The 23,083-nt window shown below is 43.6% G+C and carries 21 protein-coding genes, 3 pseudogenes, 1 riboswitch and 1 other annotated feature; of the genes and pseudogenes, 4 read left to right on the top strand and 20 right to left on the bottom strand.

Annotated features, from left to right (window positions below):
* Nucleotides 1-24 precede the first annotated feature (24 nt).
* From LRC_RS06120 to LRC_RS06135, 4 genes and pseudogenes are all read right to left on the bottom strand, one after another.
* Entirely contained in the window at nt 25-351 is a 327-nt protein-coding gene (locus LRC_RS06120; protein ID WP_003694142.1) for a hypothetical protein, read from the bottom strand.
* Nucleotides 352-397: 46 nt separating this feature from the next.
* Nucleotides 398-1,154, bottom strand: a pseudogene (locus LRC_RS06125) (RsmE family RNA methyltransferase).
* Nucleotides 1,154-2,047 (bottom strand): 50S ribosomal protein L11 methyltransferase, encoded by an 894-nt coding sequence (gene prmA / locus LRC_RS06130; RefSeq protein ID WP_014073619.1) that lies wholly within the window; start codon nt 2,045-2,047, stop codon nt 1,154-1,156. The pseudogene LRC_RS06125 and the gene prmA overlap by 1 nt, the downstream one beginning before the upstream one ends.
* A 14-nt stretch (nt 2,048-2,061) precedes the next feature.
* Nucleotides 2,062-2,553, bottom strand: coding sequence for a DUF3013 family protein (locus tag LRC_RS06135; RefSeq protein ID WP_014073620.1), 492 nt, complete (start codon nt 2,551-2,553; stop codon nt 2,062-2,064).
* 567 nt (nt 2,554-3,120) lie between these two features.
* Here LRC_RS06135 and LRC_RS06140 point away from each other — a divergent pair.
* The 3 genes from LRC_RS06140 to LRC_RS06150 are packed head-to-tail and all read left to right on the top strand — an operon-like array spanning nt 3,121 to nt 5,218.
* Complete coding sequence (locus LRC_RS06140; RefSeq protein WP_014073621.1) at nt 3,121-4,080, top strand: nucleoside hydrolase; 960 nt, start codon at nt 3,121-3,123, stop codon at nt 4,078-4,080.
* 18 nt (nt 4,081-4,098) lie between these two features.
* Nucleotides 4,099-4,449 (top strand): hypothetical protein, encoded by a 351-nt coding sequence (locus tag LRC_RS06145; protein ID WP_014073622.1) that lies wholly within the window; start codon nt 4,099-4,101, stop codon nt 4,447-4,449.
* Between the two features lie 10 nt (nt 4,450-4,459).
* Nucleotides 4,460-5,218, top strand: coding sequence for a potassium channel family protein (locus LRC_RS06150; RefSeq protein WP_014073623.1), 759 nt, complete (start codon nt 4,460-4,462; stop codon nt 5,216-5,218).
* Nucleotides 5,219-5,246: 28 nt separating this feature from the next.
* On the opposite strand, the gene greA is transcribed toward LRC_RS06150, so the two are convergent.
* The 15 genes and pseudogenes from greA to LRC_RS06225 form a co-directional block, all read right to left on the bottom strand.
* Nucleotides 5,247-5,720 carry a transcription elongation factor GreA gene (greA, locus tag LRC_RS06155; RefSeq protein ID WP_003694161.1) on the bottom strand — a complete coding sequence of 158 codons (474 nt, stop codon included), beginning with the start codon at nt 5,718-5,720 and terminating at the stop codon, nt 5,247-5,249.
* Nucleotides 5,721-5,806: 86 nt separating this feature from the next.
* Entirely contained in the window at nt 5,807-6,457 is a 651-nt protein-coding gene (gene udk / locus LRC_RS06160; protein WP_014073624.1) for a uridine kinase, read from the bottom strand.
* A gap of 18 nt (nt 6,458-6,475) precedes the next feature.
* On the bottom strand, nt 6,476-7,768 hold the full coding sequence (mltG, locus tag LRC_RS06165; RefSeq protein ID WP_014073625.1) for an endolytic transglycosylase MltG: 1,293 nt from the start codon (nt 7,766-7,768) through the stop codon (nt 6,476-6,478).
* Between the two features lie 142 nt (nt 7,769-7,910).
* Nucleotides 7,911-10,326, bottom strand: a pseudogene (gene pheT / locus LRC_RS06170) (phenylalanine--tRNA ligase subunit beta).
* A 6-nt stretch (nt 10,327-10,332) separates the two neighbouring features.
* Nucleotides 10,333-11,379 carry a phenylalanine--tRNA ligase subunit alpha gene (gene pheS, locus LRC_RS06175; protein ID WP_014073626.1) on the bottom strand — a complete coding sequence of 349 codons (1,047 nt, stop codon included), beginning with the start codon at nt 11,377-11,379 and terminating at the stop codon, nt 10,333-10,335.
* A gap of 52 nt (nt 11,380-11,431) precedes the next feature.
* Nucleotides 11,432-11,633 (bottom strand) — a binding site (T-box leader).
* Between the two features lie 48 nt (nt 11,634-11,681).
* On the bottom strand, nt 11,682-12,029 hold the full coding sequence (locus LRC_RS06180; protein WP_003698578.1) for a winged helix-turn-helix transcriptional regulator: 348 nt from the start codon (nt 12,027-12,029) through the stop codon (nt 11,682-11,684).
* Nucleotides 12,030-12,097: 68 nt separating this feature from the next.
* Nucleotides 12,098-12,613 carry an HD domain-containing protein gene (locus LRC_RS06185; RefSeq protein ID WP_014073627.1) on the bottom strand — a complete coding sequence of 172 codons (516 nt, stop codon included), beginning with the start codon at nt 12,611-12,613 and terminating at the stop codon, nt 12,098-12,100.
* Nucleotides 12,614-12,727: 114 nt separating this feature from the next.
* Nucleotides 12,728-13,171 (bottom strand): hypothetical protein, encoded by a 444-nt coding sequence (locus LRC_RS06190; protein WP_014073628.1) that lies wholly within the window; start codon nt 13,169-13,171, stop codon nt 12,728-12,730.
* 148 nt (nt 13,172-13,319) lie between these two features.
* Nucleotides 13,320-13,595: an HU family DNA-binding protein gene (locus LRC_RS06195; protein WP_003694175.1), complete on the bottom strand. Its 276-nt coding sequence runs from the start codon at nt 13,593-13,595 to the stop codon at nt 13,320-13,322.
* Between the two features lie 170 nt (nt 13,596-13,765).
* A complete protein-coding gene (gene der / locus LRC_RS06200) occupies nt 13,766-15,076 on the bottom strand; it encodes a ribosome biogenesis GTPase Der (protein WP_014073629.1) in 1,311 nt (436 codons plus the stop codon).
* Between the two features lie 116 nt (nt 15,077-15,192).
* Nucleotides 15,193-16,385: pseudogene (rpsA, locus tag LRC_RS06205) on the bottom strand (30S ribosomal protein S1).
* 76 nt (nt 16,386-16,461) lie between these two features.
* Complete coding sequence (gene cmk, locus LRC_RS06210; protein WP_014073630.1) at nt 16,462-17,130, bottom strand: (d)CMP kinase; 669 nt, start codon at nt 17,128-17,130, stop codon at nt 16,462-16,464.
* Nucleotides 17,131-17,151: 21 nt separating this feature from the next.
* A complete protein-coding gene (locus tag LRC_RS06215; protein WP_014073631.1) occupies nt 17,152-17,754 on the bottom strand; it encodes an SAG1386/EF1546 family surface-associated protein in 603 nt (200 codons plus the stop codon).
* An 84-nt stretch (nt 17,755-17,838) separates the two neighbouring features.
* Complete coding sequence (locus LRC_RS06220; RefSeq protein ID WP_014073632.1) at nt 17,839-19,284, bottom strand: RecQ family ATP-dependent DNA helicase; 1,446 nt, start codon at nt 19,282-19,284, stop codon at nt 17,839-17,841.
* Nucleotides 19,268-20,311, bottom strand: a complete 1,044-nt coding sequence (locus tag LRC_RS06225; protein WP_014073633.1) for a helix-turn-helix domain-containing protein — start codon at nt 20,309-20,311, stop codon at nt 19,268-19,270. Before LRC_RS06225 ends, LRC_RS06220 begins: the two co-directional genes overlap by 17 nt.
* 225 nt (nt 20,312-20,536) lie before the next feature.
* On the opposite strand from LRC_RS06225, the gene LRC_RS06230 reads away from it, so the two are divergent.
* Entirely contained in the window at nt 20,537-22,114 is a 1,578-nt protein-coding gene (locus tag LRC_RS06230; RefSeq protein ID WP_014073634.1) for an Nramp family divalent metal transporter, read from the top strand.
* 132 nt (nt 22,115-22,246) lie between these two features.
* Here LRC_RS06230 and LRC_RS06235 read toward each other — a convergent pair whose 3' ends face one another.
* Nucleotides 22,247-22,825: an ECF transporter S component gene (locus LRC_RS06235; protein ID WP_014073635.1), complete on the bottom strand. Its 579-nt coding sequence runs from the start codon at nt 22,823-22,825 to the stop codon at nt 22,247-22,249.
* 125 nt (nt 22,826-22,950) lie between these two features.
* Nucleotides 22,951-23,070: riboswitch (FMN riboswitch) on the bottom strand.
* Between the last annotated feature and the right edge of the window lie 13 nt (nt 23,071-23,083).

The raw sequence follows: 23,083 nt of genomic DNA on the forward strand, positions 1-23,083 counted from the left end.
AAGAAAACACTTCTTACCGCGGCTTCAGTCTTTCGTTATGCCGTATGCCGCAAAGCTCAAGCCAAGGTAAACAACCGTAAAGTATCTTGCATATCCATCGAAGAAAAATCGATATCCGATAAGATACAATATCGGGAAAAACAGCAGTACCCAAAAATGCTCATTTGATTTTCCCGCATAAAGTCCGACAACAACGGCATAAACAACGTAGATTCCAAATAAAATTATTCCGATTCGATGTACGTCGGTCGTATTTAAATATGTGAACAGGATCGGAACGACGAATGCAAAGGCTGTAGCAATCGCCAAATACCAGACGATGCGTTGAATACTGAGACTGCGATTTTCCATAACTGACCTCTCTTCGCAAAAATTAATTCGTTTATTGTCTACTATTTTACTCTAGTTCCAATGCAAATGAAAGAGCCGATAAAAAGTATAACGGAGCCGTTTCCGCTCGCATGATCCTTGGGCCTAATCCGGCAAAGGAAAATCCTTTTTTCTTCAGCAGTTCGACTTCTTTGGGGCTGATTCCTCCTTCCGGGCCAAAAACAGCCGTGACTTTCTTCTTTTCACCGGTCTTAAGCACGTCGAAAATTTTGACCAGCATCCCTTTTTCACCGGCCTTGGCCGATTCTTCGTAGGCGCAAAGTCCGATCGTATCTTCATCCGGCAAAAGATCTTCCAAGCCGTCCAGATAAGAAACTTCAGGGATCGTCGTTCTGTGCGACTGTTCTGCCGCCGACTTGGCAATTTTTTGCAGGCGTTCCAATTTTTTGGCCTGCTTTTGCTTGGCCCAGCGCGCTACGGACCAGTCGCCGGCAAAAAAGACGATCTTTGAAACTCCCAGTTCCGTAGCTTTCATGACGATCAGATCCGTTTTGTCGTTTTTAGGCAATCCGCAAACGATCGTTGCTTCAACCGGAAGTTCGACCTGATGCTCAAAACGCTCGCATTCATGGGCAACCGCCTGCTTTTTGGCCGAATCGATCGACCGTAACCAGCTCCATGACGTGAACGACTTTGTCCGGCGTCACGAGCTCAAACTTTGAGCCTGCTTTCATCCTCATGACAACGACTGCATGCTTGTAAACGTCTTCCGATAGATTCAATGTATTTCCGGAAAAATTCTGCTCTGAAAAATAGCGCTGCATTATTCTTCACCCTCGCCTGGCTTGTGCGCAACAATTGAAAACCAGTCTTTCATCCGTGAAATCTGATCGATGACAAAGCCTTCATTTTGCAATTTTTCTTCGATCAAATCGGCCTTGTCGCTGATGATGCCGGACGTGATGAAGATTCCGCCGTCATTTAAGCAATTGAATGCTTGCGGAATGAGCGGAACGATGATTTCCGCCAAAATATTCGCGCAGATCAGGTCAGCCTTTTCATCGACTCCGTTCAGCAGGTCATTTGTCGCAACGTGAATCTTCGATCTTTCTTCAGGATTGAGCTTCAGATTAACGTCGCAAGCCTTGATGGCTTCATCGTCAACGTCATAGGCCAACGCTTCCTTTGCACCGAGCTTGCAGGCAGCAATGCTCAAAACGCCGGAACCGGTGCCGACGTCAATCATCTTTTCGCCGCCGCGAATCGCTGACTCAAGTCCAAGCAAAGCAAGTTTCGTCGTCGGATGCGTGCCCGTTCCGAAAGCCTTGCCGGGATCAAGCAAAATCACCTGTTCGTCAGCGCTTTGCGGCACGTATTCTTCCCAGCTCGGCACGATCGTCAGATAACGCGTCACTCTGACGGGATGATAGTACTTTTTCCAGGCGTCAACCCAGCTTGCGTCATCGTTTGTCTTTACGAAAACGTTCGCCTTGCCAGGATTCAAACCGAATTCTGCCAACCCCAAAACTTTTTGCTTCAAATCGCGCGAAAGCTCAACGACTGGTTTGCTTTCAGGAAAATAAGTAATAATCTTTAAATCGTCATTTCCGTTTTCATCATCAAACCGCACGCCGCCTGCACCGTTTTGCATCAAAATTTCAACGACTGCATCGCTTGCTTCAAGGGTCGTTTCAACGACCAGTTCTGTCCATTCCAAAATAATTCCTCCAGTTAGAATTTGGGATAATGCAAAGACTGTCTTGGATATTCAGACTCTGCATTTTTCAATAATCGGCTGAATTCTTCATCTGACCATTCGAGTTCAAAAATTTCATCTTCATCGTCTGCAAAAAACTTCAAGAGATCTCTTGTCCCGTTGTCCATAATGATCTGTAAATAGGTCAAAAAAGCCTTTCCGTACGCAAGACTCCAACCTTCCTTGCCGTCAAACGCAAGACATGCCAGAAAATCATCCGCATCGTATCCTGCAAGGCCTTTTTTTCCGTCATAGATCAAAATCGCATCACTGAATGCGATAATCGGTTCATCCGACAATATTCCGTCCGCATCTTCCATCTGCTGTCCTGCTTTGTTTTCGATGTAAAAAACCAGATCGACGACAAACGAATGACTCTTTTTGTCCCAGTCAAGCGAAACGTCGCCTTTGAAATCCAGAGCGTCCAACCCCTGTTTCAAAAATTCCAAAAGATCCTGCCGTGCCATAAAAACATCCCTTCTGCACATATAGATAGTTTAATGATACCTTAAACATGACGAAAATGACAAGGAGATAGGGAGAAAATAATGAAAACGAGAATAATAAAAAGTATGAGATTATTTTTGCTTGAAAAAGAAGATGTTTTTTAAATGAAGTTATATTTGTTAATGGCTAATTTGAGCAAATTATCGCTTGGAAGCAGCGTAAGTTGGGAGATGTATCAGAAATAATCGGTGGAGGGACACCTGGTACAAATCATCCTGAATATTGGGATGGCGATATAGACTGATATTCTCCTGCCGAAATATTAGATCAAATCTATGTAAAAAGAAGCCGAAGAAGGATAACCCAGCTCAGCTATGACAATAGCTCTGCAAAACTTTTGCCGACTGGAACAGTATTGTTTACATCCTTTAATTATATTATAAAGATTACAAGCGACTCAATCTGTCGTCTTGATAAAATGTTCCATTTTCTCCCGACGCCCTGCATTTCTCAAAAAAAACAACTGTTTTCTTCCCTGTTTTCTGATAAACTAAAAGTGATAAACAAATTTATGGGAGTGATTTCCTTTGGCAAAATATAAAATGATTCTCGATCTCGATACCGGGATCGATGACGCGCTTGCCATCGCATATGCGTTGGCCGCACCCGAATGCGATCTGATCGGAATCGTCGGCTCGTACGGCAACGTTCTGGTCGAAAACAGCGCCCAAAACAGCCTGAACCTGCTTGAAATGCTCGGGCATCCCGAAGTACCGGTCTTTTGCGGTCTTTCGCACTCTTCAACGACGAAGAGCTTTTCCGTCATGCCGATCAGCGCGCAGATTCACGGCAAAAACGGTGTTGGCGAGGTCGAATTAAAGAAGGCCAAGCGCCAGGTCGAAAAAATGTCAGGCGTCGACTTCTTCATCGAAGCGGCTCACAAATATCAGGGACGTCTTTTGATCGTTCCGACCGGTCCTTTGACCAATCTTGCCGCTGCCATCAAAAAAGATCCGTCGATCATCGATCTGATCGGCCACGTCACTTTGATGGGCGGTGCTCTGACGGTTCCGGGCAACGTTACGCCCGTAACGGAAGCAAACATCAATCAGGATCCGGTAGCTGCCGATGAAGTCTTCAGAAGCAATCTTCCTTTGACGATGATCGGTCTTGACGTGACGACAAGAACACTGCTGACGAAGGAAGATACGAAGAAGTGGCGCGAACTCGGCACCGTTGCCGGGGAAAAGTACGCTGACATCACCGATTACTACATCGATGCCTACAAGGTCACGAGTCCCCATCTTGGCGGCTGCGCTTTGCATGATCCTTTGGCAGCTGCCGCAGCAGTCGATCCGAGTCTCGTCGACACGATCTACCTGAACATGAAAGTTGATACGAAAGGTGCTTATGCCGGCCGCACGATCGGTGACGAAACAAGAATCAACGATGAAGCAAGGCAAACGCAGGCTGCCGTAAACGTCGACAAGGAACGATTCGTCAAAACGTTCATGAAGCATCTGACCGATTTGTTTGCCCAAAACTGACAGAAAGGGGACCTCAATTTGTACATTGCGGGAATTGCCCTTTATGTCGCATGGTTTTTGTTGGCGATTCTTAAAATCAGCAATCAACCTCAAAACCGTAAATTTTCATACAAAAAGGCCTTTTTCGGATCAAAGCTATGGTTTACCAACCTTAGAAACCTGATGCTTTTGGCATCCTTGTACCTGATTTTCGTCTTTGCACCGTTAAAAACGGTCTTTTTGCTGTTGCTGCTCAGTTTGGCGATTCTTCTTTTGCTTTCGCTCAGAAACTTTTTTTCGCTAATTGCAAATCCGTACGTTGATCTGCTGATCGTTTTGTCGAGCGCGGTCCTTTTGATCGTTCTTTCAACGCTGACGCTAAAATTGTAGGAGGGATTTTATGCGTAGAAGCTATAATGCTTTGATCATCATTCTTGCCACAATTTCAATTATTCTCAGCATGCTTGACATCAGCGGAATAATCAGCATCGTTCAGAAGCCTTACGTCTACGTCGATGCTTCAATCTGGCTGATGTTTGTCTTCGACTATTTCTACGGACTGATGGTCGCCAAAGACAAACGTTTCTACTTCAGGACCCATATTTGGGATTTGCTGGCAATCATCCCGCTGAATGCGCTCTTCTCATTTTTCCGTTTCAACCGAATTTTCAAGCTCGTTTCGATGCAGCGCATCCTGCTTGTTTTTCGATTCGTGCGTTTGGCCGGAATCATCGGCAAGCTACAACTTAAACTAAAAACATTTTTGAAAACAAACAATATTGTCTATCTCTTTTACGTCTGCGGACTCATGCTGCTGGTGTCATCATTCATCTACTCGCTTTCAGAGCACGTTTCGTTGGGAAATGCATTCTGGTGGGCACTTGCAACCGTTTCGACCGTCGGCTACGGAGACATTTCGCCGCATACCTTCATTGGTCGCTTTGCCGCTGCCCTGCTGATGATCTTGGGCGTAGGTTTTATCGGGATGCTGACGAGCACTTTGACCAAATTCTTTACCGAAGAGCATAAAAAAAGCGAATTTGTCCAGATTATGCATGTGCTTCACAAGCTCGAGCGCCAAAATGGGGAACTTTCAACCAGAATCTCAGCGCTTGAGCAGCAGCTACATAAAAACGAACGCGAAAAAAATAAGGATTGAGGCTTTCCCTCAATCCTTATTTTGGTTATTATTCCACTGAAATGATTTTGACTTGCATGTCTCCGCCAGGAGTTTCAACGGTCACCGTTTCACCGACCTTATGTCCGACTAATCCTTTGGCAATCGGAGATTCGTTTGAAATCTTGCCATTGAACGGATCTGATTCTGCAGCACCAACGATTTGGTATGTTTCCGGTTCGTCGTCTTCTTCTTGGAAAGTTACGGTCTTGCCAATTGCGACCTCATCTTCTGCAATGGCGCCATTGTCGATAATCTCGGCATGGTTGAGCATGTTCGTAACTTCTTTGATGCGACCTTCAAGAATGGATTGTTCGTTCTTTGCAGCCTCATATTCTGAATTTTCGGAAAGATCGCCGAAAGAACGTGCGATTTTGATTCGTTCAATAATCTCTGCACGTTTCGTTGTCTTTAATTCTTCAAGTTCCTTTTCAAGCTTTTCTTTTCCTTCCAACGTCATTGGAAATGTTTTTTCTTCAGCCATAGCACACCTCTAAAACTATTAAATTAGGCTCTTCAAATGCCTATAAACAAGGATAATTATATCACAATCATTAAAAATTGTCAGAATTAATCATTAACGTTCGTCTTGCTGATGATGTCGCGAACCTTTGTTACCAAAATATCAATCGCAACCTGATTTTCGCCGCCTTCCGGCACGATGATGTCGGCATAGCGTTTCGTTGGTTCGATAAACTGGTGATACATCGGTTTGACCGTTGACAAATACTGATCAATGACAGATTGAAGGGAACGACCGCGTTCTTCAATATCGCGCTGAATGCGACGAATGATTCTAATATCATCATCAGTATCGACAAAAATCTTGATATCCATCAAATCACGCAAACGAGGATCATTCAAAACAAGAATTCCTTCAACGATGATTACTTCTTTTGGTTCAACGTGAACCGTCTGCTTGCTTCTAGTGTGCTGAACGTAATCGTAGACGGGAATATCGATTGCCTTCCATTCAAGCAGATCGCCCAGTTGTTCAATCAAAAGATCCGTGTCAAACGCATTCGGATGATCATAGTTGACTTTGACCCTTTCGTCAAAAGAAATGTCGTCTTGATTCTTATAATATGAATCTTCTTGAATCATCAAAAGCGAATGACCGTTCAAAGAATCGAAAATCGCGCGCGAAACGGAGGTTTTCCCGCTGCCGGATCCCCCGGTCACACCGATGATTACGGGACGTTTGTGTGTTGCTGCTGACATTGATTGTCTCTCCTTAAACTAGTTGTTGTCTTTTTCCAATTTTTTGGTAAGCGCCAAGTGTTCAGCATACGTCTTGCTGAAGTATACCTTACCGGTCTTCATGTTGGCGATAAAATACAGGTATTCCTTGTCTTTATCGACCGGATTAAGCACTGCCTTAACCGAATCAACGCTCGGGTTGTTGAAAGGTCCAGGCCCCATTCCTTTGTTCTTGTAAAGATTATAAGGTGAATCGACCTTCAAATCTTTGAAAGTTACGTGTGCCTTATGTTTTCCGAGTGCATAAAGAACCGAAATATCAGATTGGATCATCATGTCTTTTTCCAAGCGGTTTTCAAAGACGCCTGCAATCTTATAACGGTCTTCGGGCGTAACGCCTTCCCTTTCAACCAGGGAAGCAAGCGTCAAGACCTGCTGCACGCTCATCTTCTTTTGTGAAATCTGTCCATAATAAGGAGTCAAAACCTCATTTGTCTTGGAAACCATTTGTTCAACCAGCTGCTTTAAGGTTTCATTTTTTTGAACGAAGTAGGTTGCCGGATAAAGGTAACCTTCAAGCTTGTAGCGAACTCCCTTAGCATCGACGGCAGACGTCAAAAGTGCCGGATACTTGTGCTTTAGATCATTCAAAAATTCCCGATCGTTTACCAGTTTCAAAAACTCTTTCTTTTTGAAACGCGTATTCTTTTGAATCACGTCACCGACCTGGTCAACCGTAATGCCTTCTCTGACAAGAACTTTGCCAGATCCGAACGGATGACTTGAACCGCCCTTTTCAAGCTCGTCTGCAATCTTTCCAAGACTCATCGATGGTTTCAATTGGTAGTAGCCGGCCTTAAATCCGCTTCTTTTCGATGTTTTGGCATAATAATCAAAAACAAAACCACTCTTGATGACTTTTTTGTCTTCCAAAATCGAACCGATCTGCTTGTTCGTGCTCCCAATCGGAATTTTGACTTCAATTGCTTTCGTTGATTTTGGATCAAGCGGCTTTTTGGCCGATTCAAAATAACGATAGCCGACTGACCCGACGACGGCAACCAGAATCATGATCATCAAGACTACGCCGACTATAATCTTCTTGCCCATTGGATTCTTAGGTGAGTCCTTCGTTGTTTTCTCGGAATTTTCCTGTTCGTTTTCAACTTTTTTGCAATCATCTGCTGGTTTTTCTTCTGTTTTCACGGATATGGACTCAGCTTCTTGATGTTTTTCATCCTTATTTGACGTTTCTTGCTTTTCATTTTTTATTCCTGATGTTTCAAGCATTTCATCAATCTTGTTTTCATTTTCAGTATCTTTCTTGCCCAAGAGTGTCTCCTCCTACCAAAACTCTATCTTTCCAATTATACCAAATAAGGGACGTGAAGTGCAAGACAAGACATTCAATGACAAACAAAAAGCCGTCGTCCAAATCGGACGACAGCCTTGCTTTTGATGAATCATTCTTATTTTAGCGAATTACCGCATGGAATTCTTCTTTCAGCTTATTTTTAATCTTATCGAACGGACGAGAAACTTCTTCATCTTGCAGCGTTTGCTTCGAATTGCTGAATTGAAGCGTGTAAGCTAAAGATCTGAAACCCTTGCCGATATTTTCGCCCTTGTAAACGTCAAACAGGCGAATATCTTTAAGATAAGCCCCACCGTTTTTCTTGATGCAATCGACAATTTGCTGATTCGTAACCTCAATCGGAACGATCAAAGCAATATCGCGACTGACGGTCGGATACTTGGAAACAGGTTCGTAAATTGATTCTTTCTTCGGAGCATCAATGATCTTTTGCAGATTAAGCTCGAACACGTAAACGCGTTTCAGGCGATATTCTTTGGCAACGCTTGGATGAACTTCGCCGACATATCCGATAAAATCGTCATCAAGATAAATATCGGCCGTGCGCCCAGGATGCATTGCCTCGTGAGAAGCCGTTGCACGATATTCGATTCGACCTGAAACAGCCAACGAATTGAGCAAGAAGTCGACAATTCCCTTTGCCAAATAAAAACCCTGCCGCAAGTTTGTCATCATGCCATGTGGACTTTCTGAACAAACCGGTCAGCGCGCCGGCAACATGTTCAACTTCACGAGGACGGTCATTGTCCTTATCGCGCAAAAATACGCGACCTTGTTCATACAAAGAAACATTTTCAACTTTACGAGCAGCATTATAGGCAACGTCATCAAGCAAGCCTGAAACAAGATTCATGCGAGCAGTAGTGCGATCGCTCGTCATCGGAAAGGCAAGTTCAGTCGTTTCGGCGGGTTCCATTGCAAAGCGGCGAGCTTTTTCAGCCGTCGTCAAGCCGTAAGAAATAGCTTGCGTCAATCCGGCACCTTCAAGCAAACGTCGAGTTTGACGAATGATCTTTTGCTTGTAGGTGTAGTGTCCCGGTGTCGTCGGTCCCTGAGGAAGCGTTGTCGGCAGGTTGTCATAGCCGTAAATGCGAGCAACTTCTTCGATAAGATCGGCATCAATTTCGATATCCCAACGACGCGGCGGAACGGAAACCGTGAACGTATCTTCGGAAAATGCAGTACCGAAACCAAGGCGACGGAAAATATCTTCGACTTCTTGTTCCGTCAGAGAAGTTCCAAGCACCTTGTTGATCTTCTTCAACGTAATTTTGACTTCTTTTGCTTCTGCTTTTTTGTCATTGTCCTTGGCAACGCCTGAAACAACCTGGCCGTTGCCGAGTTCTGCAATCATTTGTGCTGCAGCATCAAGCGCTTCAGCAACCGTTGCCTTGTTGATGCCGCGTTCAAAGCGCATCGATGCTTCCGAATGCAGGTTTTCGCGCCGCGAAGTCTTGCGAATGTTGTGTCCGTTAAAGACGGCCGATTCAAGCGCAATCGTCGTCGTTTCAGGAACGACTTCCGAATCAAGACCGCCCATAATTCCGGCAAGAGCAACCGGAACTTCGCCATTCGTTACGACGATGTCGTTTGCTTTCAATTCACGTTCCTCACCGTCAAGCGTCGTCATCTTTTCGCCTTCTTCGGCCAAACGAACGACAATCTTCTTTGAACCCAATTTATCGTAATCAAATGAATGCAATGGCTGTCCATAGTCGAGCAAAATATAGTTCGTCACGTCAACAACGTTGTTGATCGGTCGAATGCCTGCGTTCCACAAGCGTTTTTGAAGCCAAAGCGGACTGTCTTTGACTTCGACGTCCTTGATGATTCTCATCAAATATGGAGCAACCAGCTCTTCCGAAGCTTCAATTGAAACATAGTCCTCAATTTTTTCATCCGATGCTTCCTTGACTTCAGGATGACTCAAAGTTACTTTCCTGTCGTAAATTGCTCCGACTTCGTAAGCAACGCCGCGCATGCTGAGCATATCGCCGCGATTTGGCGTAATATCAACGTCAATAATGTCTTCATCCATGCCAAGATACGGATAAACCGGATCTCCAGGCTTGGCATCTTCCGGCAAGACATAAATTCCTTCAGCATATGCTTTCGGAGCAATGGTTTCTGAAAAACCGATTTCCTGCAAGGCACAAATCATGCCTTCGGACACAACGCCGCGCATCTTTGACTTTTTAATCTTTACATTGTCTGCTATCCGTGAATTTGGCAAAGCAACGATAACTTTTTGGCCGGCTGCAACGTTTGGAGCACCGCAAACGATTTGTGAAGGCTCTTCTTCGCCAATATCCACTTGGCAGATATGCAAGTGATCAGAATCCGGATGATCTTTTGTTTCAAGCACGTGCCCGACGACGATTTTTTTCAGTCCGTCCTGCATCCTGTAAGTATCATCGACTTCGACTGCCGTCCGTTCAATTTTTTCTGACAAAGCCAACGGATCGAGATCGTCAACTTTGACGTAATCATTTAACCATTTTGTTGAAACTTTCATTTGTGACTAACCTTTCTGTGAAAATTGACTTAAGAAGCGGACATCGTTAAGGTAAAATTCGCGAATATCATCAACGCCGTACTTAAGCATTGCGAAACGGTCCGGTCCAAGACCAAATGCAAATCCGCCATAAACTTCCGAATCTACTCCGGCCATTTTCAAAACATTCGGATGAACCATGCCGGCACCGAGAACTTCGATCCAACCGGATTGCTTGCAAACGGAGCAGCCTTTGCCACCACACTTGAAGCATGACACGTCGACTTCAACGGAAGGCTCTGTGAATGGGAAGTAGCTCGGGCGAAGTCTGATTTCGCGATTCTCGCCAAAAATCGTCTTGGCCACAAGTTCCAAAGTTCCTTTCAAATCACCCATCGTGATGTTTTTGTCGATCACAAGCCCTTCAACCTGATGGAACTGATGAGAATGAGTAGCATCATCGGTATCACGACGATAAACCTTGCCCGGAGAAATCATCTTGAGCGGGCCTTTTGAAAAATCATGGACTTCCATCGTCCTTGCCTGAACAGGAGACGTCTGCGTTCTCATGAGCAAACGATCATTGATATAAAACGTATCCTGCATATCGCGAGCCGGGTGATCCGGCGGAAGGTTCAGCATTTCAAAATTGTAATGGTCTTCTTCAACTTCAGGTCCGTCAACAATTTGAAAGCCCATTCCGATGAACAGCTTTTCAATTTCGTCGATGACTTGCATCAAAACGTGAGGCTGACCTTCCTCAACAGGGAAACCTGGCATTGTAACGTCGATTTTTTCTTTTTCAAGTTGTTTTGCCGTGCGCTCAATTTCAATTTTTTCGCATTTTTCGGCAATTGCCGTTGCAAGTTCTTCTTTGATTGCATTGGCAAAACTGCCGACCTTTGGGCGTTCTTCGGCAGACAGATCGCGCATCCCGCGGAGCACTTCAGTAATAGGTCCTTTTTTTCCCAAAAGGTTAACGCGAATTTCGTTGATCTTTTGGGAATTATCTGCATTTTTGATTTCTTCCAAGCCCTTTTCTTTGAGCTCTTCCAGTTTATCTTTCAGATTCATTGTTCCATTCCTTTCAAAAGCTTTTTCAAAACATTGAAAAAGCCTCGTCCCCAAAAGGGACGAGGCTTCGCGGTACCACCCTTGTTTCATGTGCAGGCACATGACGCTTTTCATGGGATAACGTCCATGAAACGGTGCATCTCTCAATGCCAACTCGGGAAGTGAAATTCGGTCATCATTCAAACGGGCCTTCTCAGCTGCGAGCCCTTCTCTTCTTCAAACTTTGACCTACTAGTTTCCGTCAACGTCTTTCATTCTTCATACTTTCAAGTTTAATCTTGTTTTTCAATTCAGTCAAGGCTTTAATTCTTGTCCGTTTCCAAAATCCACTTTTCGGACCATGAGTGTATCTCTTTCATAATCTTTTTTAAGTCCTCACCGCAACGAGTCAAGCGATAAAATCCTCTGGCACAATCTCGCATATAAACCTTTTCAATCAAGCCTTCCTTTTCAAGTTCTTTTAATCGTTCAACCAGGACGCGATCGCTGCATTGAGGAATTTTTTGAGCCAAATCGGTAAAACGTTGGTCACCTTCAGCAAGTAAAACTTCCAAAATTAAACCATTCCACTTCTTGCCTAAAATTCCAAATGTTTTTTCAAACTTTGGACACAAACAAAAATCATCTGCTTTTTTTGATTCGACTGACATAAAAATTAACCACCTTAACAAAATAACAAAGGCCTACAAATCGCAGGCCTTTTAATCTCAACAACAAATCAGCGAATGCCGTCCGCTTTCTTGCGTTCCAAGCGCTGCTTGGCTTTGCCGAAAAACTTCAGACATAAATGTTTGCCATATTCTTCAGTTGCAGAATACTTATCGACCAACGTTACGATATAACCTTCCGGATACTTCGGGGGGCACGCAGTTGCACCCCACATATGCTTCATGATGATGTCTTTTTCAAGCGGAGAAAGCGGCGTCAGTTTCTCTGCATTTCTCAACGCAATCCGAGGATGCACCCATGCATGCGTTCCGAGGTCAAACTTCGTAACGCGCCAATCATAGTAAAAGAGATCGTGCAGCAAGCCGGCACGAGCAGTCGCTTTGGCATTCAAGTGCAGCTTTTTGGCAATCTTATAGCTTTCATATGAAACAGCAATCGAATGTTCCAGTCTCGTTGAAAAATGATGCTGGGTAAAGTTGTCCAATGCCAAAACTTCCGGTCGTTCCAAAAGTTCGCCCACATAACTCATATACTCACGATCATTGCACCATTTATTTTTATTCATTCAGTTCTGTTACCTCTTTTATCGTTGTACCATGCGACTAATCAACTCTATAACTATATCATACTGTATTTTATTGAATTAATAACGAAGAAAATTTAAAAATAGGAAATGCTGTCAGCTTTTTGCCGCAACAAGCTCGTATCCGATTCCAACGCGGTGATTGACAAGCTTGCTTCCGGCAAAATTTTTTTCTAATTCATCAAGAGTGACGACCTGATAAGGAGCCTTGTTTTCAGGTGATTCATTGAGGTTCTTTTTGACTTCTGCCATGATCAGATTCAACTTTAAAATTTCGATCAAATCATAATGCACCAACAGATTGACGATATAAGGACTCTTTGAATCCTTAGTTTCGCATACCAAATTAAAACGCGTGAACTTGCCTTCGTTATAGCGAACGTCAAGTTTCACCCCCGTAAGATCCAATTTTTTGAATTCGGCATCCGTATTTTCATTAAACATCTGGTAGGCCGGTGCCTTGATTCTGACGACAAATGCAACATGCTGCTCTAAATTATAGCAAAGCACGTCGTTTATAATTGCTTCATATAATTCCATCACATATCTCTCCAAATATCATGTACAGAGCCTATAATAATACTAAGAGCCGGTATTATGCAAATCAAATCAAATCAAAATAATAAGAATTTGCATAAAAAAAGAGAGATGGTAACTCCATCTCCCCTTACGCAGAATCTCCAGTTAATTATTTAACTGCATCCTTAAGAGCTTTACCAGGCTTAAATGCCGGCACCTTGCTTGCAGGAATTTCGATTTCTGCGCCCGTTTGCGGATTGCGACCTTTGCGTGCTGCACGTTCGCGTACTTCAAAGTTGCCAAAACCGATCAATTGAACCTTATCGCCCTTTTCAAGAAAATCTTGAATTGAACCAAAAACGGCGTCAACTGCAACAGTAGCATCCTTTTTTGTCAAACCTGTCTTTTCTGCAACAGTTTCGATCAATTGTGCTTTGTTTGCCATAAATACTTCACCTCCATAATGAAGTCATGATATATGAAATATCACTTGAAGCAACAACGTCTAACAAATCATTGCTCAGTTATTAATTTAGCATAGAAAGCCCCATATAGCAACGTTTTTCAGCATATTTCAGACTTTTTTTACTTTTCATTCATTTACATTGCTTTTACTTATTTTCTTCGTCTTTCAATCAGGTGCAATGGTGTCCCTTCGAAATCAAATGCCGCCCGCAACTGATTTTCCAGGAATCTTTCATATGAAAAATGCATCAATTCAGGATCATTGACGAAAATGACGAACGTCGGCGGCTTGACTGCAACCTGTGTCGCATAGTAAATGCGCAATCTTTTGCCGTTATCGGTCGGTGTCGGGTTATGCGCGATCGCATCCATGATGACGTCATTCAAGACTGCTGAAGAAACGCGCTTGGAATGATTTTCATCAACGCGTCTGATCAGCTTGGGCAATTCATTCAGCCTTTGATGTGTTTTAGCCGAAACAAAAACGATCGGTGCATAGCTGAGATACTGAAACTCGCTTCTGATATGACTTTCAAATTCTTTCATCGTATAGCTGTCCTTTTGGAGCGTATCCCATTTATTGACGACAATTACGATTCCGCGACCGGCATCGTGCGCATAGCCTGCGACGTGCTTATCTTGTTCACGAATTCCTTCTTCGGCATTCAACACGACGCAAACGACATCGGAACGATCAATTGCCTGCATTGCCCGCAAGACGGAATATTTTTCCGTATTTTCATAAACTTTGCCCTTCTTGCGAATTCCAGCAGTGTCAATCATCGTGTAAACCGATCCGTCATCAGTCGTAAATTTCGTATCGATGGCATCACGAGTCGTTCCTTCAATATTAGAAACAATCACGCGGTTTTCGCCCAAAATCGCATTAACGAGAGACGATTTGCCGACATTCGGACGCCCGATGAAACTGAATTTGATAGAATCATCAATCTCTTCGGTCGCATCTTCAGGAAAATTCTTGACGATCAAATCCAGCAAATCACCCGTTCCGATGCCATGCGTCCCTGAAATCGGAACCGGATCACCGAATCCGAGCGAGTAGAAATCATAAATCTCGCTTCTTACTTCGGGATTATCGACCTTGTTTACGGCTAAAATAACCGGCTTATCCGTCTTATATAAAATGCGCGCTACCTTTTCGTCCGCATCCGTCACGCCTTCTTTGACGCTTGTGACAAAAACGATCACGTCAGCCTCATCGATTGCGATTTCTGCCTGCTCCGTAATTTGGGTGACAAAAGGTTCATCCCCGATATCAATTCCGCCAGTATCGATCAAGTTGAATGCCTGTCCCATCCATTCGCTCCGAGCATAAATTCGATCTCTCGTCACTCCTGGAGTATCTTCAACAATTGAAATTCTTTCACCGGCAATTCGATTAAAAACGGTCGATTTGCCAACGTTAGGACGACCGACAATCGCAACTACTGGGTTTGCCATAATAACGCCTCGCTTTCTGATAATTATTAATCATAAAATGACTAGATCGTTTTCAGAAAAAAACTGGCCCGAAGAAATCAACGGGCCAGCCATGCTGAAACATTCAGCGATCAATCTTAGTCTTGATCTTTCAATTCGTCCCCGACAAGATCGGCCATCGTAAAGCCTGTATCTTCTTCAGGAATTTCTACTTTTTCTTCTTCAACAGGAGCTTCTTGCTTCTTTTCAGCAGCAGGCTTTTCTTGCAAAGCTTTGATTGAAAGAGCCAAACGATGTTCTTCGGCATTAACGTTCAAAACTTTAACCTTAACCTTTTCGCCTGAGGCCAAAACTTCATTAGGCGTAGCAATATGCTTATGTGAAATTTGTGAAATGTGAACCAAGCCTTCAACGCCTGGGAACACTTCGACAAAAGCGCCAAAGCTCGTCAAACGCTTAACGGTACCTTCCAAAACATCACCCTCAGCAACTTTTTCAGTAATGTTGTCCCATGGTTGAGGCAATGTTTGCTTGATTGAAAGCGAAATACGATCTCTTTCAGGATCTACGGCAAGAACCTTAACCTTGACGTCCTGGCCAACTTTCAATACGTCAGAAGGCTTGCCAACGCGTTCGAATGAAATTTCTGAAACGTGAACCAAACCGTCAACGCCGCCAAGATCGATGAATGCTCCGAAGTTCGTCAAACGAGCAACTTTGCCTTCAACAACGTCACCAACGACAAGCTTGTCCAAAACGGCCTTTTTGTTTGCTTGCGTTCGTGTTCTTGTTGAACGATTTCCTTATGTGAAAGAATCAAACGATTTTCGCTTGGTTCAAGTTCAACAATCTTGAGTTCAAGTTCTTGACCCTTGTATTGGTTGAGATCTTCAACAAAATGATCGGAGACCATGGATGCAGGAATGAATCCGCGAACACCGGCATCAACAACTAAACCGCCCTTAACAACTTGCGTAACAGGGGCCTTAATCGTTTCGCCTGCTTCAAATTTCTTTTCGATGTCGTCCCAAACCTTGCGGGCTGCCAAACGACGTTGTGACAACAAGAAACTGCCGCCTTCCTTATCGGAACCGATCTTCGAAATAACGACAAGATCAAGTTCGTCTCCTACCTTATATGCTCCTTCATCGACGCCAGATGTCAATTCACGAGCAGGCACAACGCCTTCAACACCTGTACCTTCAATACCCACGATGACTTGTTTTTGATCATCGAATGCCAAAATTTCGCCTTTGACAACGTCACCGACTTCAACGGTTTTAACGCTGTTCAAAGCTTCCAATAAATCCTTGTTTTCTGATTCACTCATGGACCATGTCCTCCTTAACGACTAACTCTATTTACCATTTTAACTGATTGATGAAAAAATTTCCAGTATTAACACACTATTTCTGCACTTTTTCAATTATTTCCATGATTTTGGCAACGACTTCTTCAATCGAAAGCGACGTCGTGTCAACCAAAACTGCATCTTTTGCTTGCGTGAGCGGTGAAATTTTTCGATGAGAATCTTTGTAATCTCGTTCTTCGATCTCTTTTTCCAAGACATCCAATGGCGTATCGATGCCCTTTTCAACGTTTTCCTTGAAACGCCGCACGGCACGCTCATGAACGCTTGCAACCAGGAAAATTTTAACCTCGGCATTTGGTAGCACCGTTGTCCCGATGTCACGGCCGTCCATTACGATTCCGCCTTTTTCGGCAATCATGCGCTGACGTTCCGTCAAATCCGCACGAACGCTTTTTTGTGCAGAAACGGTTGAAACATTGTTTGCAATTTCCGGAAGGCGAATTGTTTTCGTAACCTCGGTCTCATTTACAAAAACTTTTTGCTCCGGCTCAGCCGGAACGAATCTGATTTCCGTTTTTTCAAGCATTTCCTTCAATCCTTGATCATCATCATATGCAACGTGATTTTTCTTGGCAGCATATGTGGTGGCGCGATACATGGCTCCCGTATCGCAGTAAACGTAGCCGAGCTTCTTGGCTACGAGCTTAGCGACGGTACTTTTGCCGGCTGATGCCGGACCGTCAATGGCAATTTGCAATTTCATCTTAATGATAACTCCTAAAAATTATTTTACGCGCAGCTGCTGCCCCGGAGTCACCGTCGAACTCGGAGTCAAACCGGGATTAAGCTGAACCAGCTGATCAACCGTCAGGCCGTTGTTGACCGCGATGCGGTAAAGTCCCTGACCGGCAGCAACCGTTACGTATTGTGACCCTTCGCTTTGACTGGAAGAACTAGACTCTTCTGAAACGGAAGATGAAGATTCCGCTGCGCTCGAAGATTCTGATTCGCTTGAAGATTCCGACTGTGAAGAACTTTCAGACTGCGAGCTTGAAGACTCCGCCTCTTTTTTGGTTGAGCTTGACTTCTTGTGTTTCTTTGCTGAAGATTTCTTGAAAGAACTCTTCGAGGAACTGGAAGTCACGACTTCAATATTTCTGCCATCGTCATTTGTGGGTTGTGCCGCAGTTTTTAATGATATGAAATACAGTGCGATTGTTGCTACAATCACGAAGCAAAAAACCAAAAGCAACAACAAAGGCAGACGCGAATTCAACTTGTCTTTTCGCTTGCTTGCACGACGTGAGTAAAGCCCGTTCTCATCCTTGCCGTCTTCGAACTTTTTTTCCCAGGGCTTGTCATCGTGATTATCGTTTCTATTACCCATAAATAATGCCCCCTCGACCAGTATCATTTTTCATGATACCATAATTGCCGTCTGAATAGTAGAATTTATGTGCTTTGCATGTTTTTATGCAAATAATTTTCTTAAAATCTCTTCATATCCGGGTGCTTTTGAATGCTTTGACACCTTTTTTTCAAAAAGCAACCCCATCTTTTCGAAACTGTCTTCTCTGTTGCAATGGTTGCAGCAAAAATCCTTCTTTGGCAAAACCTCATCTCCGAAATATTCACCGATAAATTTGCGCAAGCATCCCTTTGTTTCGGCATAGTTTCGCATCTTAGCCAAAGATTTTTTTCTTTCAACCAGACGGTTGGCCGCAAAATTCTTCATTTCTTCTTGGCTCAGACCGTTTCTAAGATACTTTTCAATCAGCAAATAACGCTCTTCTTGTCTCAAAAGAGCCTTGTTCCTGGCATTGCTTTTGAAATATGAATCAATTTCGCATGCAGTCGGGAGAGAATTTTCAATCAAATACTCCTGAAGTTTGAGATCTTTTCTTTGATAAAGCAAAATTGCAATCCCCTGTTTGCCGTCACGGCTGCATCGTCCGAATTCCTGAACGTAATTCTCCAAATCAAGCGGAATATGGTAATGGATGACGTAACGAATGTCCGGTTTGTTGATGCCCATGCCAAAAGCACTCGTAGCACAAACAACGTCCAGGTCCCCGTGCAAAAACTGTTGCAAAACGCTGTATCGTTCGTCAAAAAGCATCCCGGCATGGTAGGCGGCAACCCGCAAACCGGTCTTTCTCCCAATCATGCGGCTTGTTTCATCAGCCTTCTTCTTGCTTGAAAAATAAATCAACCCCGGTCCTCTCATCTTTTCAACAAGCCCAATCAGAAGTTCGTCCTTTTGAGCATCATTTTCGACTTCTTCGATGTCAAGGAAGATGTTGGGGCGGTCGACCGAACATCTGACCTTGTCGATTTTTCGACCCGAAAACAAAATCCGACAAATATCCGCTTCGACTTTTTTGGTTGCGGTTGCAGTCAACGCCAAAACAAGCGGTGTTCCAAGTTTTTTGACCACCGTTCCCAAAAACAGATAGTCCGGTCTGAAATCCGGTCCCCACGTTGAAATGCAGTGAGCCTCATCAACGACCAAAAGCGACGGATGAAAACGATTAAGCCTTCGCAAAACCGTTTCGGAATTCAGCATCTCAGGCGACACGAACACGAATCGATACGCATCAAGCGTTGCCAAAACGTTGTTTCTATCGGCCGGATTCAATTCGGAATTAATGGCAATCGCCCTTTTTTCGCCTAGAAGGCGCAAATTTGCAACCTGATCCTGCATCAAAGATATCAGCGGAGAAACAATCAAAATGCGGCTCTTTGTTGCATATCCATATAATTGGTAGCAAAGCGATTTTCCCACTCCGGTCGGCAAAATTCCAAGGACGTTTTTACCGTTGATCAGATTCATAATGATCTCTTCCTGCCCTTGCTTGAAGGAATCATATCCAAAATGCTTATGCAATTCTTCAAGCAGCTTAGTATGCAGATCCATTTTCCTTTATCCTTTCTATCTGAACCAAACGATATTCATAAAAAGAAATTCCGGTTCCTTCCAGCTTGTGAAAATCCCAGCAAACAGTTTTTTGACCTACGTAAACCTCTTCAATTCGTGATCTCTTTTCCGATGAGACAAATCTTTCAAACGGAAATTCGTCAAAAACGATTGCACAATCCAACAAGTGCTCGATTACGGTTGAACTCTTCAGTCTTCTGAATCTCGCAACTTCATCCGCGCTTTTTCCCTGACAAACCATTTCATAAGTTTTCAAAGCACTTGAAGAGACAAGTCCCTCGTTTAATTCGTGCTTGAAAAGCTCGGCCAAGCTTCCACCTTCGTTGATGACGAATTCACCGAACCGAATCATCAAATCTCGTTCCGTTATCACAACGTCGCTTACCTCGAGATTATAGTCGTCCGCAATTTGTTCTTTGGTTCGACCGGACGTTTCATGTCCCGCAAACCTTGACATGAAAACCGCGGCATCAGTTTCATCTTCTTCTTTCAAAAATTTTTCCAAATCAATCCTGACCTCAGCCGCTCCGGCTTTGCCATATGCAAGATACCATGCCTTGAACATCTGCAACAGATGATAATCCGTCGTGATTGGAACGTAGCTTCTGTTGCCAAAGCTTAATTCGGACGCCACTTGAACGCATAAAGTCACCAAAGCGGAGAATTTTCGATAGCTGTATTTGGCAAAAAGTTCCGGTTTTTTCAACTTTTTATGCAGACTGAGATAATCATCACGAACTTTTTTGCCAAAAGGCGTCAGCAAATAAGCAGAATCTGAATCTTTTTCAAGCCATCCCTTGTCCACCGCAAGATCAGAAATCCTTTCAAGGTTCATTCCCAACTCATAATCAGTATTGACGACATCCAATAACTCGTAGCACATCCCCCAAAAACGTGACGAAGTCGTCAGGCGATTTGTCAAAAGCTGCCTGATTACGGTTGATCGTCTGGCAGATTCATCATCATAATAAATCAAGACGCGCTGCACGGCTAATGAGTTGCTCATTTTGATTCCCCCATTTTAAGTTCTTTTCATTATAACATACGTCCTTTTTTCATGAAACGATTTTCAAAAAGTATTTCAAATCCTTTAAATTGCCCTTACGGCTATTTTTTCAGACACGTTTCAAAGACTATGAAAATATTTTATAAGGTTACCCTAAAAATACTTTTAATTTCGCTTAACCTGTTGTAAAATTGAAATGTAATTCGAGGAAAGGTGGTTTTCATTGTGAATAACACTGAAAATAAGAATAAGCATAAACTTATTCAATATGCAAACGGTCCGTCCCTTGAAGAAATCAACGGTACCGTTAAAGTTCCAAAGGGAAAAGGTTTTTGGAGAACCCTGCTTGCCTATTCAGGTCCCGGTGCGCTTGTCGCTGTCGGATATATGGATCCCGGCAATTGGTCAACGTCCATTACAGGCGGTCAAAACTTTCAATATACGCTAATGTCAGTTATATTGATGTCAAGTTTGATTGCGATGCTTTTGCAATACATGGCGGCTAAACTTGGCATTGTGACTCGTTTGGATCTGGCACAAGCCATTCGGGCAAGAACCGGTCGCACGCTTGGAATCATCCTTTGGATTTTAACCGAATTTGCCATCATGGCCACCGATATTGCTGAAGTCATCGGGGCTGCGATTGCCTTATATCTTTTATTCGGAATTCCGTTGATTTATGCCGTCTTCATTACGGTACTCGATGTTTTGTTATTGCTATTATTGACTAAGATCGGTTTTCGAAAAATTGAAGCAATCGTTGTTGCGCTCATCTTGGTAATCCTTTTTGTTTTCGTCTATGAAGTTGCCTTGTCCAATCCTGACTGGGGAGCAGTCTTTGCCGGTTTCATTCCGACATCAAAAACATTTGCTTCAGGCCCTTCTGTCGGTGGCATGACGCCTATTCAGGGCGCCTTGGGAATCATCGGGGCAACCGTCATGCCTCATAATCTTTATCTTCACTCTGCGATTTCGCAAACCCGCAACATCAATCATGATGATGATGATGATGTCGCATCAGCAGTTCGTTTTACGACTTGGGATTCCAATATTCAATTATCTGCCGCTTTCGTCGTCAACTGCCTGCTTTTGATTATGGGCGTTGCGGTGTTCAAGGACGGTGCGGTTAAGGATCCTTCGTTCTTCGGACTTTATCAAGCCTTGTCTGATACGTCGACGCTTAGCAACGGCCTTTTGGTTTCAGTTGCCAAATCAGGAGCTTTGTCTGTTCTTTTTGCCATTGCATTGCTTGCATCCGGTCAAAATTCAACCATCACAGGTACTCTGACCGGACAAGTCATCATGGAAGGGTTCATTCATATGAAAATGCCGCTTTGGGCACGACGCTTGATTACGCGTTTGATTTCAGTCGTTCCTGTGCTCTTTTGCGTCACGCTGACTGCCGGTCAAAGCGAACTTCAGCAGCACGAAGCCTTAAATACCCTGATGAACAACTCACAGGTCTTCTTGGCTTTAGCGTTGCCGTTTTCAATGCTTCCGCTGCTGATCATGACCAACAGTGAAGACAGCATGGGCAAACGTTTTGCCAATAAGTTCTGGGTCAAACTGTTGGGATGGTTCTCGGTCATTGCGCTGACGTTCCTCAACTTAAAAGGACTTCCGGATTCCATTGCGGACTTCTACGGTGACCATCCGACTGCCGCACAGCTTTCAGATGCTCACATGATTGCCTATTTTTTAATCGTCGCAATTTTGGCATTGCTGATTTGGACGCTGATCGAACTCAGAAAAGGAGATAAACGTTTAGCAGCACATCTGGCAGAAATGAAAAACAAAGATTAGATTGATCAGATTCATCGTATAAAGAATCGTTAAAATACAGCATTTTAAAAAGCCGATGCTGTTGGCATATGCCAACAACATCGGTTTTTTTTACAAAATGATGATATTTTCAGACTTTCAAAAACGATTTTATTAAACAAATTTATGTGCTTGAACCGAAACCCATGATTCCAATCTGCAATAAACTAAAGCAAACAAACCGCCAATAATTGCTCCCTTAATCAGGTTGAACGGAACTACGCCGAACAAGACCATCTTGGAAAGCGGCATGCCAAGCTTCATGCCGAGCAGGTTCATGTAAAGCGGAATCGTCACGAAAAAATTGGTTAAGGATAAAACAACCGTCAAACTGATCATCGAAGCAGCGATAGCAAGCACTGCATTTTTCAACGTGAACTTCTTATCCCTCATCATAAAATACAAAGGATAGCAAAAGACCATCGTTGCAACAAAACTCAGTCCGACTCCGATCATATGCGGCAAAGAAACGCCCGTGAGCACAAAATAGATGATCGACCTTATCGCGGCAATTTCAAGTCCGGCCCATGGTCCCAAAATGAACAATCCCAGAAGAATCGGGATATCGGAGAAGTCAAGCTTCATAAACGGAACGATCGGGATGATGACGAACGAAAAATACATCAACACGTAAGAAATTGCGGCAAGACATGCGGCAATTGCGCCGCGGCGAACAGAAATACTGTTTCTCATAATAATTCCTCCCACGTTAACCCCCAAAGAAGGACAAAAACACCCTGCCACTCAACAGAGCAACAGGGGTTAAATCATGTTCAATCTCATCTGCCAAAAACGGCCTTAAAACTGCACAAAAAAAGCCCTATCTTCTTTCATCCAGACTATAACTGTCGGTACTGGAATCAAACCAGTTCAATCTCAATAAGAGAGTCGCGGACTATACCGCCGGTCGGGATTTTCACCCTGCCCTGAAGATTAACTTGATTATATTTT

It is taken from the genome of Ligilactobacillus ruminis ATCC 27782 (assembly GCF_000224985.1).
GTDB classification, from domain to species: Bacteria; Bacillota; Bacilli; order Lactobacillales; family Lactobacillaceae; genus Ligilactobacillus; species Ligilactobacillus ruminis.